Consider the following 12,500-nt stretch of genomic DNA (forward strand, 5'->3'; position numbering starts at 1 on the left):
GAATGGAATGAAAGTTGTCGAGCTGGCACACATCATGTCCGGCCCGGTGTGCGGCATGATGCTGGCCGACATGGGGGCGGACGTCGTCAAAGTCGAGAAGGTGCCAGACGGGGACGACTCGCGGCGCTTCTCGCCCATCCTGCCGGGCGGCGAGTCCGCATCGTTCATGATCGTCAATCGCAACAAGCGGGGAATCGGCCTCAATCTCAAAAGTGAGAGTGGGCGAGGCGTGCTTAAACGTTTGCTCGCTGATGCCGATGTGGTCACCGAAAACTATCGAGCGGGGACGATGGAGAAGTTTGGCCTCGGCTACGACACGTTGAAAGTGATCAATCCCGGTCTCATTTATTGCGCGATATCCGGCTTCGGGCGTACCGGCCCGTTCAGCGAAAAGGGCGGCTTCGATTTGATCGCGCAGGGCATGAGCGGCATGATGAGCATGACGGGCGAGGAAGGGCGTGAACCCGTCAAGGCGGGCTCCCCCGTCGCCGATATCAACTCAGGCATTCTCGCCGCACTCGGTATTGCGGCGGCGTATGCGCAGAAGCTGCGAACGGGACGAGGCCAGATGGTCGACACGTCCCTGTTCGAGGCGGGCTTGCAGCAGATGTACTGGCCAGCAGCGAGCTATCTCGCCGACGGCACATTGCTGCCAAAGATGGGCTCCGCAAACTCCACGAGCGCGCCTTACCAGGTGTTTAAAACCAGTGACGGCTGGATCAACATTGGTGCTGCCAACCAAAGCAATTACGAGCGTTTGCTCGAAGTGTTGAACGCACCGCAGCTCGCAACGGATTCCCGCTTCGAGACCAATGCGCTTCGGCTCGCGCATCGAGACGAACTCGTCGCCATCCTCAACGAAATCCTCGTTCGGCGCACCACTGCGGACTGGATGACGCGCTTCGATGAGATTGGATTGCCTGCCGGACCCGTGCTCGATATCGCCGCCGCACTGGCGCACCCGCAGACCATTGCCCGTGACATGATCGTCGAGACTGAGCACCCGGTGGCCGGGAAGGTTCGGGGCCTCGGGTTGCCCATCCATTTCTCCGAGGGGGAGCGCACGGGCAGCCGCCCGGCGCCGCTGCTCGGTCAACACACGAGGGAGGTGCTCAGGGAAGCAGGCTACACGGCCGACGAGGTCGACCGACTGATCGAAGAAAAGGCAGTGATTGCATTGGCAAAGTAACGGTGAACAGGGCGTGTGAAAGCGGGTCCTTACGTGGTCAAAGACGCGACACATCGCGCATGACGAAAAGATTAGGAGACGAATATGAGTGGAACGATATCCCGTCGGAATTTCCTGACGACGGCAGGCGTGGCCGTGGCCGCAACGGCGACCGCCTTGGTGCAGTCAAAGCTCGCGTTTGGACAGGGGGCGCCTATCGTACTCAAGTACGCGAGCAGCCTGCCAGATAGTCATCCGCTCAACGCCCACATGCGTAACGCGTCGGCGGCGATCAAGAAAGAAACGAACGGTCGGGTCGACCTGCAGATCTATGCGAATGCGCAGATGGGCGGTGATACCGACATGCTTTCGCAGGTTCGTGCAGGCGGGGTGGATTTCATTCCGTTGCCCGGGGCCATTCTCTCGACGCTCATTCCCGTCGCCTCGATCGAAAGCGTGCCGTTCGCATTCAAGAACTACGATGAAGTGTGGGCCGCGATGGACGGCGATCTCGGCAAGCACGTGAGGGCAGAGGCAGCGAAAGCGGGCCTCATCGCGATGGACAAGGTATGGAACAACGGCTTTCGGGAAATTACCAGTTCCACGCGTCCCATCAAGACGCCGGCCGACCTCAAGGGCTTCAAGATTCGCGTGCTTGTGAGTCCGCTATGGACATCCATGTTCAAGGCGTTCGGTGCGGCCCCGACCGGTATCAGCATCAATGAGACCTATTCAGCCCTTCAGACCAAGGTGGTCGAAGGGCAGGAGAATCCGCTGGTGGTAGTGCAGTCCACGCGCCTTTATGAGGTCCAGAAATACTGCTCTTTAACCGGACACATCTGGAATGGCTTCTGGCTGCTGGCGAGTGGGAAAACCTGGCCAAAGGTTCCGAAGGACCTGCAGGAGATCATCGCGAGGCATATCAATGCCGCGGCCATGAAGCAACGCGAGGAAGTCATTGCACTCAATCAAAGCCTGGAACCCACGCTGAGCGCCAAGGGCATCATTTTCAACACGGTCGACCAACAGCTATTCCGTTCCGAATTGCAGAGAAAAGGTTTCTACGCGGAATGGAAGAAGAAGTATGGCGACGCGGCATGGGCCCTGCTGGAGAAGTACTCCGGGCAGCTTTCCTGAGGAAGGACGGATCATGAGCACTGAGATTTCTATGGGAAACCTTCCGTTGACGGGGGCGAGCAAGCCGCTGGGGCCAGTGGGAAGGGTTGGGCATGTCCTCGATGTGTGCATCCGCTGGTCAACCGAGCTTTGTGCGGCAGCGCTGGTCGTGAGCGAGGTTGTCCTGCTGTTCGCAAACGTGTTCTACCGGTACGTGCTGCATGATCCGCTCATCTGGGGTGACGAACTGGCGACGCTGCTGTTTATCTGGCTTGCCATGCTGGGGGCGGTCATTGCATTGCGCCGCAACGAACACATGCGATTGACGACGTTCATTGCGCATTTGCCGCCTTCCCGACGCGCGTTTGTCGATACCTTTGGCTCCGTCATCGTAATTGCTTTCATGCTCGCGCTGCTCTCGCCCGCGTGGGCGTATGTTTCAGAGGAGTGGGCGATCACAAGTGCGGCGCTGGAAATCTCCAATGGATATCGCGTCGCGGCGCTGGCAATTGGGCTGACGCTGATGCTCGCCATCTCCGTGGCGCGCCTCATGGAGCAGGCTCGTGCGCTGCACTTCTTCGTGTCGGCGGGGATCGCGGCCGGCATCACGCTCGCGCTCCTGACCCTGAGGACGGAGATGATCGCGCTTGGCAACTGGAACCTTGTTATTTTCTTTGTGGTGGCCGTCGTTTTCATGATCGTGATCGGTGTGCCGATCATGGCCGCATTCGGTCTGTCCACAGTGGCATATCTTTGCACCGTGACGTCGACGCCCATGCTCATCGTGATGGGTCGAATCGACGAGGGTATGTCGAGCCTTATCCTTCTCGCCATTCCGCTTTTCGTGTTTCTTGGCGCACTGATCGAGGCAATGGGCATGGCCCAGGCGATGATCCGCTTCCTCGCGTCGCTGATCGGGCACTTCAAGGGCGGGCTGTCCTACGTGCTGATCGGCGCGATCTATCTGGTGAGCGGAATTTCCGGGTCGAAAGCGGCGGATATGGCGGCCGTTGCTCCCGCGTTGTTCCCCGAGATGAAGGCGCGGGGAGAGGACGAGAACGAGTTGGTCGCGATGCTGAGCGCGTCCGGTGCCATGTCGGAAACCATCCCACCCAGCCTCGTGCTGATCACGATCGGCTCGGTCACGGGGGTATCGATATCCGCGCTGTTCACAGGCGGGTTCATGCCTGCCGTCGTGGGCGCGATAGCCATGATTGTCGTCATCTGGTTGAAGAATCGAAAGCGCGATCTCCAGGAAGTGGAGCGCTCCAGGCCGCGCGACATTGGCAAGGCGTTCCTCATTGCTTTGCCCGCACTTGCGCTGCCATTCGTAATTCGCGCGGCGGTTGTCGAAGGAATTGCGACGGCTACGGAGGTCGCCTCCGTCGGTGTGGCTTACACGTTCGTCGTTGGCCTGACGTTTTATCGGTCGTTCGATTGGAAGCGGCTCTATCCGATCATCGTCAGCACGGCGTCGCTCTCGGGGGCGATCCTCATCATTATCGGATGTGCGACGGCGATGGCGTGGGCGTTGACCCAGTCGGGCTTTTCTCGCCAACTGACCGATCTCATGGCCCATGCGCCAGGTGGCGCCACCGGGTTCCTTCTGATCTCGGCGATCGCATTCGTTGTGCTGGGCAGTTTTCTGGAGGGAATTCCGGCCATTGTGCTCTTTGGGCCCTTGTTGTTCCCTGTCGCACGAGCACTGGGCATCAACGAGGTGCAGTACGCCATGGTCGCAATTTTCGCCATGGGACTGGGGTTGTTCGCGCCTCCGTTCGGCGTCGGATTCTACGCTGCGTGTGCGATCGCGAAAGTCGATCCGGATGGTGCGATGAAGCGCGTTTGGCCCTACCTCGGTGCGCTCGCAGTGGCGTTGCTGGTGCTTGTTGCCGTGCCTTGGGTGTCGACTGGCTTCCTGCCCGCAACGTGAAGTTCGATGCATTCTCATTGACTGCCTGATTGGATAATTTCGCCGATGATCAAAGATTCCCTGCGTGTTGGCACGGTGTTCTCGCGCACGCTTGAAGTTGACCGCGCTCGCACCATTTCATTTCTCGGCGAGGCGCTGCGCGTCTACGCGACACCGCAGTTGGTCAACGACATTGAGCAGGTCTGTCTTGACGGATTGCTTGGTCATATTGACATCGGCGAGAACTCCGTTGGCACGGCCGTCGATATCGTTCACACGGGGGCGACGCTGCTCGGCATGCGCGTGCGCATTGGCGTGACGGTTACCAAAATCGAAGGGCGCAACGTCACGTTCGATATCTCGGTATTCGACGACATTGAACAGGTGTGTGCCGGAAGCCATTCGCGCTTCGTGGTGAACGTCGAAAAGCTCAAGTCGCGGGTAGCGGACAAGGCAAGCCATGCGGGAACGGTCGGTTTATGAAGGGCAGCAGACGGACAGTCGCACGCCTGGAGCGCATACGGCAATGAATCATATCGACAAGACGACGCCAATTGACGATAACGTGATACCCATCGTCGATGCGCATCACCATCTGTGGAATTTATCCTCGGGGCGCTATCCCTGGTTGCAGGACGCGTATAACGACGACTTTTTCCTGGGTGACTATCGCGCTATCTGTCGTGACTTTCTACCGCAGCACTTCTTGGAAAATGTTGGCACACAGCCGGTTATCGCGACCGTCCATGTCGAAGCCGAACGTGCGCGCGACGAACAGGTCGCCGAGACACGGTGGTTGCACGAAGTGCATGCCAAGCATATGTTCCCGAACGCAGTCGTCGCACATGCGTGGTTCGACCGGCCAGATACGGAAGAGATTCTCGCGCGCCACGCCGCGTTTTCGCTGGTTCGCGGCATTCGCTCCAAGCCGGTAACGTCACACCGGCCAAGCGATTCGGTCAAGGGGGTGTCCGGCACGATGCAGGATCCGGCCTGGCTGCGTGGCTTTTCCCTGCTGGAGAGATTTGGCCTGTCATGGGATTTGCGTGTGCCGCCTTGGCATCTTCCCGATGCAGCGGAAGTCGCGCGTCAGTTCCCGAAGACCATGATCGCGCTGAATCATACGGGGTTTCCCTGGGATCGGAGTCCAGAGGGACTGGCGCATTGGCGCGGCTGGATGGAGCAACTTGCGAAGCAACCGAACGTTTTCGTGAAACTCTCGGAGTTTGGTCTCCCGGATGCACCTTGGCGCTACGAGGACAACCGGCAAATCGTGCTCGATGCCGTGTCGATATTTGGTGCCGATCGATGTATGTTCGCGAGCAATTTTCCAGTAGCTGGCCTGCGCGTGCGTTACGACGTGCTCGTCGCGAGCATGCGCGCCATGCTCGAACCGCTGGGGCGAGACGCCCAGGAGAAGATCTTCTTTCGGAACGCGTTGCGATTCTATCGGATCGATCTGCGCTGATCTTGCGTAATCCGCTTCGATTTGACGTTTCCCATGATCCGGCAACACGTCACGCCGGAATTTACATATAAGACCTTCGAGGATAGCGACGCCCATGTCAGACGACCTTCACGATTCGGACGCGGTGCTGGGTGCGTCAGCACTACGACGTCGCTTCCTCGAAACAGGCGCTGACGATGATTTGCCCATCGCAGATGCCCATCAGCATTTCTTTGACGTCGACCGGAACCACTACCCGTGGCTCTCGGACAAGCCGGTCGACAATTTTCGTTATGGCAACTACGACAAGATACGGCGAACCTTCCTGCCAGACGATTACTTTCGCGCGACGGGGCGTCATCGGGTGGTGAAAACAGTACTTATCGAAGCGGAGTGGAACCCGGCAGATCCCCTGGGCGAATTACAGTGGGTGGAAGCGCTCGCGCACGACCAAGGTTTCCCGCACGCCATGTCCGCACAGGTGTGGCTTGACAGGGATGATGTGAATCAGGTGCTCGACACGTACGCCCGCCATCCGCTCGTCAAGGGAGTCCGTCACAAGCCGACGGCCGTTGCGCGCCATGAGTACTCGTCCGGCTTCACCGCACCGGGATCGATGCGCGATCCAGCATGGCGTGACGGCTATGCCGGACTCGGGCCGCGAGCGTTGCTCTTCGAGCTTCAGGTGAACTGGTGGCATTTCGGCGAGGCAGCCGAGCTTGCGCGCGATTTCCCGCAGACGCAGATCGTCATCAATCACACCGGTCTGCCAGCCGATCGTTCGGACGACGGGCTACGCGCGTGGCGACTGGCATTGGAGACGGTCGCCCGCGAGGGGAATGTGCATCTTAAGATTTCAGGCATTTGTGTGCCAGGTCAGCGATGGAGCGTCGAGGGCAACGGACCAGTCGTCCGCACGGCGATCGACGTGTTCGGTACGCATCGCTGTTCATTCGCAAGTAATTATCCGGTCGATACGGTAGTGGACGATATGACCGACATCTTCGATGGCTTCAAGGCGATCGCGCGAGCGTATTCCGTCGAAGATCGGCTAAGGCTTTTTTATGACAACACAGCCAGGGTCTATGACCTCTGACATGGGAGCATGCGATGGTGAAATTGACGGGAGAAATGCTGATAGGTGGGCGGGCGATATTTGGTACTGCTGCTCGGTTGCGTGCCTTCGATCCGGTACGCGGCGTCGACCTTGAGCCGGTGTTCGGCGCAGCTGACGTTGGGCTGGTCAATCGCGCCTGCACATTGGCGGAGAGCGCTTTCGATGCCTACCGAATCGTGCCACTCGAGGCGCGCGCGGCGTTTCTGGAACAGATCGCGGAGAACATTTTAGCGCTCGACGACGTGCTCATCGAGCGAGCGCATCTGGAGTCGGCGTTGCCTAAGGCGCGGCTGGAGGGAGAGCGAGGGCGAACTGTCGGGCAGTTGCGTTTTTTTGCGTCACTTGTGCGTGAGGGCCGTTGGCTGAGCGCGACGCTCGACAGCGCGATGCCTGAGCGGACACCGCTACCGCGCCCCGACCTTCGGCTTCAGAAGGTGCCGCTGGGGCCGGTTGCGGTCTTTGGGGCAAGCAATTTCCCGCTCGCATTTTCGGTGGCGGGAGGGGACACGGCATCCGCGCTGGCGGCGGGATGTCCCGTCGTCGTGAAAGCGCACCCTGCGCATCTCGGCACGTCCGAGTTGGTGGCGCGCGCCATCCAGCACGCCGTTCAAGCGTGCGGACTGCCCGAGGGTGTATTTTCGCTCTTGATTGGCGCGAGCAATGAGACTGGCGCGGCGCTTGTGTCGCATCCAGCCATCCGGGCGGTGGGTTTCACCGGATCGCGCAGCGGGGGGCTTGCGCTGGCCGACATGGCTGCCAAGCGTTGGGAGCCCATTCCGGTCTATGCGGAGATGAGCAGCATCAACCCGTTCTTCGTCTTGCCAGGTGCTCTCGAGCACCGATTGAATGCGCTGGCGTCCGGACTGGCAGATTCCGTGACGTTGGGCGTAGGGCAGTTCTGCACGAATCCCGGGTTGATTGTGATGATCGACAGCGCGAAGGCGCGCCAGTTCATCGACATCGTGGGGGAGGCAATGGCGAGGAAGGGAGGCCAGACGATGCTCACGTCGGGTATTGCCGGTGCGTATGACCGCTCGGTGGACAAGCGCGCGGGCACGGAGGGGGTGCGGCTTGCTGCAGCGGGTAGCGGGCCGGATGGGCAGGCCGGCGCGCTACCCGCCTTGTTTGTGACGTCGGCGTCGGACTTTCTGACGAAAAATGAATTGGGAGAGGAGATTTTCGGCCCAACGTCGCTGGTCGTTCTTTGTACGAACGAAGCTCAGTTGGTGGAAGTGGCGCATCACGTCGAGGGACAACTGACGTGCACGTTGCAGATGGAGCCGGACGACTACGCGCTTGCCGGCAGGCTCATGCCAATTCTGGAGCGCAAAGCGGGCCGTATTCTTGCGAACGGGTTTCCGACTGGCGTCGAAGTCTCCCATGCGATGGTGCATGGCGGGCCGTATCCGGCGACTTCGGATCCAAGGAGCACGTCGGTGGGCGCGAGCGCGATGGAGCGTTTCCTGCGCCCGGTGTGTTATCAGGACCTGCCCGCCGAGTTGCTGCCTGCGTCGGTGCAGGACGATAACCCGCTCGCACTGTGGCGAGTGCGCAACGGGCAGTTGATGAAGAATTGAAGGTGTCTGTCAGGTTCAGGGTGGCGCCTCACTCCAGCGCCACCCCCTTCATTTCGCGGCTCATGAACACCGCGACCATCGAGACCAGGCTGACCGCGATGACGTAGCCGGCCGGCGCGAGCTTGGAGCCGGTGACACCAATGAGCCATGTCGCAATGAACTGTGCGAATCCCCCGAACACGGACACGCCCAGGCCGTAGACGATGGCCAGTCCCGTCGCGCGAATCCTGCGAGGAAACACTTCGGTGATCATCGTGACCGTCGTTACCGAAATGAAGACCGTCGGAATCGTCAGCACCGCCGCCACGACGAGCAGTCGCCCAGTGTCCGGCGCCGCCGTCAGCCAGGCAAACACCGGCACGATCGAAACCAGTTGCACGACCCGGGCGATCGTAACGACGCGCTTGCGTCCCCAGCGGTCGCAGGCTACGCCCGCGACGGCGGCCAGGGCCATTTGCAGACCGCCCGCGACGAACGACGCCCACAGCCCGCTCGACAGCGACAACTTGAGCACACCCACGCCGTAGTTGGTCAGGTAGTGCAGCGAAATGTAGTTCGACGAGGTCGCACCCGCCGTCATCAGGATGCCCAGCACCAACGCTCGGCGATGTGTGCCCAGCACTTCAGCCAACGGGCTGCGCACGCCGGGCCTGGCGGGCTCGGCGCCATGCGTCTCGTCCAGATGTTTGCGAATGTAGGTGCCCAGCGGAATCAGCGCCATGCCGATCAGGAACGGCACCCGCCAGCCCCATGCCAGCAATTGGTCGTGCGACAGCGACGTCGTCAGCGCCAGACCGACCAGCGATCCGAGCAGCGTCGAGAACGCCTGGCTGAACAATTGCCAACTGGCGAACAGCCCGCGATTGTTGGCGTTGGCGTATTCGAGCAGCATCGACGTCGACGCACCCACTTCACCGCCCACCGCGAAGCCCTGCACCAGCCGTCCCAGAATCAGCAGCACCGGCGCTGCCATGCCGATCTGTGCATACGTCGGCGCCACCACGAACACAGCCGAACCCGCGGCCATCAGCCACAGCGTCAGCGTCATGGCCGCCTTGCGGCCGCGTCGGTCGGCGTAGCTGCCGATCACGATGCCGCCCAACGGACGCACGACGAACCCCACGCCGAACGTCGCCAGCGATAGAAGCAACTGCGTGAACGGTGACGCCGATGGGAAGAACAACTTGCCCAATATCGTCGCGAAGTACGTGTAGATCGCGAAGTCGAAGAACTCCAGACCGTTGCCGATCGTGATCGCCGCAATTTTCTTCGCGAGCGACGCTGGCCGCACGTTTGCAGCGCTTGGCGCAGCCTGCGCTGCGCTGGTGTCGAGACGCGTCGTCATGCCGGCTTCTCCGTGCTCAGGAAACGCTCGACCAGACGCGTCCAGTACGTCGCACCGATGGGCAGCAGCGCATCGTTGAAATCGTAATGCGGGTTGTGCACCATGCATCCCCCGGCGCCCTCGCCATTCCCGATGATCAGGTAGCTGCCCGCGCACTGCTCCAGCATGAACGAGAAGTCCTCGCTGCCCGTGAGCGGCTCGAAGTCGTCCATCACACCCTGCTGACCCACCCACGCCAGTGCCACCTCGCGCGCGAACTCGGTCATGTCGATATCGTTGATGAGCGCCGGGTAGCGCCAGCGGTAGTCGATGTCGACATGCGCACCGAACACGCCGGCCTGCGCATTGACCAGTTCGATGATGCGATCGCGCAACTGCTCGCGCACCTGCGGCGTGTGTGCGCGCACCGACAGACGCAGCTCGACGCTGTCCGGAATCACATTGGGCGCGTCGCCGCCCTGAATCGCTCCGACGGTCACCACGGCCATGCGGCGCGGATCGACGTTGCGCGACACGATCGATTGCAGCGCCACCACGATGTGCGAAGCCACCAGCACCGGATCGACGCTCTCGTGCGGCATCGATCCATGGCCGCCGCGCCCGTGCACCGTGATGACCACCGTATCCGACGAGGCCATCGCAGGCCCCGCGCGGAAGCCGATCTTGCCGACCGGAAATCCCGGCATATTGTGATAAGCGAACACGGCGTCGCACGGGAAACGCTCGAACAGGCCGTCTTCGATCATCTTGCGCGCGCCGGCCAGGCCCTCTTCGGCCGGCTGGAAGATCAGGTGCAGCGTGCCGTCGAAATCGCGCGTCCTGGCCAGATGGCGCGCCGCCGCCAGCAACGTCGCGGTATGGCCGTCGTGGCCGCAGGCGTGCATTTTGCCCGCCTGCCGGCTGGCGTACGACTTGCCCGTGGCTTCCTGGATCGGCAGCGCGTCCATGTCCGCGCGCACACCCACGGTGCGCGGGCTGTCGCCTACCTTGAGCGTGCCGACCAGTCCCGTGCCGCCAATGCCGCGCGTGACGGTATAGCCCCACTCGGTCAACTTGTCCGCCACCAGATCGCTTGTCCGGAACTCCTCGTAGGCCAGTTCCGGATGCGCATGAATCTGATGACGCAGCGCGCGCATGTCGGCGTCGTGCTCAAGAATGTCGGCCGGAATGTCGGCCTCGATCGTCGCCGGAAAGGCGTACGCAGTGGTGTCTCGGGGCATGGTGTCTCCAGGGCGGGCCGTCGGGGCGGCCGTGTTTGTGAATCGCACGTGTACGGCACGTGAAATGTCGACGCATCGTAGCCAGATCGTCGGGCGCCCGGTAGGCAACGCCAAATTTTCATGTCAACCCAGGGTTGACGCCCATGCCAAGCCAGCCGATGATGCGGTGTCGTCGCCATCGCTGGCTCCGCCCTCCCGGGGGACGCCGGTCTCACCGGCTGCTGAACCATGTCGTCAGATTTGAAGCTGCATCAACTTGAATGTCTCGTGGCCGTGGCCGATCACGGCAGCGTGCGCGCGGCAGCGAGCCGGTTAGGCCGCTCGCCTACCGCTGTCAGCAAGGCGTTGCGGGAAATGGAGCAGTCGATGGATAGTGTGTTGATGGAGCGGCGCGCCGATGGCGTGGTCCTCACCCCGTCCGGCACGGCGCTGCTGTCTCACGCCCGTCTGATCCTTGGCCAGTTGCGCCGGGCGAGCGAAGACGTGGCGCTGGCGGGCGCCAAACTCGGGGGAACGATCCGCATGGCCGTTACCCCCTGGTTGATGCATGGCGTCGTGCCGGCGGTCGTGCGCGCCTTCCGGCAGCAGCGTCCAGACGTCCAGCTCGACATCGCCGAGCATCTTGGCGGAGACTATCCGGCCGTGCGCAACGGCCATTTGGATTTCGCGTTCGGCCCGACGCCGGACGCCGGCCAGGAGCGCGCCCTCGACGTCCGGCCGATCTATAAGTATTCTTTCGCCGTGGTCTGCCGCCCGGGGCATCCGGGGGCAAACGCGCGGTCGCTCGACGACCTCGCCGGCTACGACTGGCTGCTCAGCCGCTCGATGGAGCGCACCGCGCAGGCCATCCGGGCACTCGTGGAAAACCAGCGCGACAGCGCCGTGCAGCGCTGTCACTTTGCGCGATCCGTGAATGCGGCGCTGGCCATCGTGCGCTCGACCGATATGCTGACCGCCGTTCCCTGGCCGTTGATCGAGACGCCGGACATGCGCGACCGGTTCGTCGCACTGGATTTCGATGCCATTACCGACGAAAGTACCACCTGTCTGATCACACGCCGCTATGAACCGCTGCAAGGCGCGGCCCTGGCGTTTCTGGAGACGTTCTGGCGTGTGGCCAGGGCGTTGGCTGATTCGTCCGACGGCCCCACGCGCCGGATATTGAGCATGGTGGACCCGGCCGATGAGGTCGAGCGCGGTGTCGGCGGGCCAGCGAGCGCTCGACACGTCATCGCCCAAACCGAATGACAAGCCGGGATCTCCCTCCGGCAGATCGACGACGGCAGCCGTCGCGGACAAATGGGGATGCCCATCCGCTCGATTTCGTCAACCCTCCCATAAATGTCTGGGGGACGCTGATGGGACGGTTGCCCTTTAGAGTTTGTGGCTGCGGTGATGTGACACAGGAATTTGCCCCGCTGGGCAGCCAAAATGCCACAATCGGCATGCGCTCAGGCCCTCGCGGGCGGAACCCATCGGGTCATCTCGAAACGCTTCGCTTCGTTCAAGCCGCACGATCGCCCAGATGCAATTCCCAGGCATCGTGCTTGAGCGCAGGTATCAGACATCATCCCGTCGTAGGTTGCGCTATTGACGCG

The 12,500-nt window shown here is 61.7% G+C and carries 10 protein-coding genes; 8 read left to right on the forward strand and 2 right to left on the reverse strand.

Annotated elements, in window-relative coordinates:
• Window positions 1-7 precede the first annotated feature (7 nt).
• The 7 genes from PEP31012_RS14345 to PEP31012_RS14375 all read left to right on the forward strand — a co-directional run bounded on the left by PEP31012_RS14345 (window position 8) and on the right by PEP31012_RS14375 (window position 8,337).
• The gene (locus tag PEP31012_RS14345) at window positions 8-1,189 is read left to right on the forward strand and encodes a CaiB/BaiF CoA transferase family protein (protein WP_217427138.1); all 1,182 of its coding nucleotides are present in this window, start codon (window positions 8-10) and stop codon (window positions 1,187-1,189) included.
• Window positions 1,190-1,273: 84 nt separating this feature from the next.
• The gene (locus tag PEP31012_RS14350) at window positions 1,274-2,305 is read left to right on the forward strand and encodes a TRAP transporter substrate-binding protein (protein ID WP_150590003.1); all 1,032 of its coding nucleotides are present in this window, start codon (window positions 1,274-1,276) and stop codon (window positions 2,303-2,305) included.
• A gap of 31 nt (window positions 2,306-2,336) precedes the next feature.
• Window positions 2,337-4,217 carry a TRAP transporter large permease gene (locus tag PEP31012_RS14355; RefSeq protein ID WP_246171306.1) on the forward strand — a complete coding sequence of 627 codons (1,881 nt, stop codon included), beginning with the start codon at window positions 2,337-2,339 and terminating at the stop codon, window positions 4,215-4,217.
• Window positions 4,218-4,262: 45 nt separating this feature from the next.
• Entirely contained in the window at window positions 4,263-4,679 is a 417-nt protein-coding gene (locus PEP31012_RS14360; protein WP_150590004.1) for a thioesterase family protein, read from the forward strand.
• A gap of 43 nt (window positions 4,680-4,722) precedes the next feature.
• Complete coding sequence (locus tag PEP31012_RS14365) at window positions 4,723-5,664, forward strand: amidohydrolase family protein (protein WP_150590005.1); 942 nt, start codon at window positions 4,723-4,725, stop codon at window positions 5,662-5,664.
• A gap of 94 nt (window positions 5,665-5,758) precedes the next feature.
• Window positions 5,759-6,739 (forward strand): amidohydrolase family protein, encoded by a 981-nt coding sequence (locus PEP31012_RS14370; protein ID WP_150590006.1) that lies wholly within the window; start codon window positions 5,759-5,761, stop codon window positions 6,737-6,739.
• 17 nt (window positions 6,740-6,756) lie between these two features.
• Window positions 6,757-8,337, forward strand: a complete 1,581-nt coding sequence (locus PEP31012_RS14375) for an aldehyde dehydrogenase (NADP(+)) (protein ID WP_150590092.1) — start codon at window positions 6,757-6,759, stop codon at window positions 8,335-8,337.
• Between the two features lie 28 nt (window positions 8,338-8,365).
• Here PEP31012_RS14375 and PEP31012_RS14380 read toward each other — a convergent pair whose 3' ends face one another.
• Both PEP31012_RS14380 and PEP31012_RS14385 read right to left on the reverse strand, forming a co-directional pair.
• Window positions 8,366-9,682 carry an MFS transporter gene (locus PEP31012_RS14380; RefSeq protein WP_150590007.1) on the reverse strand — a complete coding sequence of 439 codons (1,317 nt, stop codon included), beginning with the start codon at window positions 9,680-9,682 and terminating at the stop codon, window positions 8,366-8,368.
• Window positions 9,679-10,902 (reverse strand): M20 aminoacylase family protein, encoded by a 1,224-nt coding sequence (locus PEP31012_RS14385; RefSeq protein ID WP_150590008.1) that lies wholly within the window; start codon window positions 10,900-10,902, stop codon window positions 9,679-9,681. Before PEP31012_RS14385 ends, PEP31012_RS14380 begins: the two co-directional genes overlap by 4 nt.
• A gap of 228 nt (window positions 10,903-11,130) precedes the next feature.
• On the opposite strand from PEP31012_RS14385, the gene PEP31012_RS14390 reads away from it, so the two are divergent.
• A complete protein-coding gene (locus tag PEP31012_RS14390) occupies window positions 11,131-12,150 on the forward strand; it encodes a LysR substrate-binding domain-containing protein (RefSeq protein WP_150590009.1) in 1,020 nt (339 codons plus the stop codon).
• Window positions 12,151-12,500: the final 350 nt, after the last annotated feature.

This window comes from Pandoraea eparura (assembly GCF_902459725.1).
Taxonomy (GTDB): Bacteria; Pseudomonadota; Gammaproteobacteria; order Burkholderiales; family Burkholderiaceae; genus Pandoraea; species Pandoraea eparura.

Coding starts and splice junctions, on each gene's coding strand:
- PEP31012_RS14345 (WP_217427138.1), top strand. CDS start 8: ATGAAAGTTGTCGAGCTGGCACACATCATGTCCGGCCCGGTGTGCGGC.
- PEP31012_RS14350 (WP_150590003.1), top strand. CDS start 1,274: ATGAGTGGAACGATATCCCGTCGGAATTTCCTGACGACGGCAGGCGTG.
- PEP31012_RS14355 (WP_246171306.1), top strand. CDS start 2,337: ATGGGAAACCTTCCGTTGACGGGGGCGAGCAAGCCGCTGGGGCCAGTG.
- PEP31012_RS14360 (WP_150590004.1), top strand. CDS start 4,263: ATGATCAAAGATTCCCTGCGTGTTGGCACGGTGTTCTCGCGCACGCTT.
- PEP31012_RS14365 (WP_150590005.1), top strand. CDS start 4,723: ATGAATCATATCGACAAGACGACGCCAATTGACGATAACGTGATACCC.
- PEP31012_RS14370 (WP_150590006.1), top strand. CDS start 5,759: ATGTCAGACGACCTTCACGATTCGGACGCGGTGCTGGGTGCGTCAGCA.
- PEP31012_RS14380 (WP_150590007.1), bottom strand. CDS start 9,682: ATGACGACGCGTCTCGACACCAGCGCAGCGCAGGCTGCGCCAAGCGCT.
- PEP31012_RS14385 (WP_150590008.1), bottom strand. CDS start 10,902: ATGCCCCGAGACACCACTGCGTACGCCTTTCCGGCGACGATCGAGGCC.
- PEP31012_RS14390 (WP_150590009.1), top strand. CDS start 11,131: ATGTCGTCAGATTTGAAGCTGCATCAACTTGAATGTCTCGTGGCCGTG.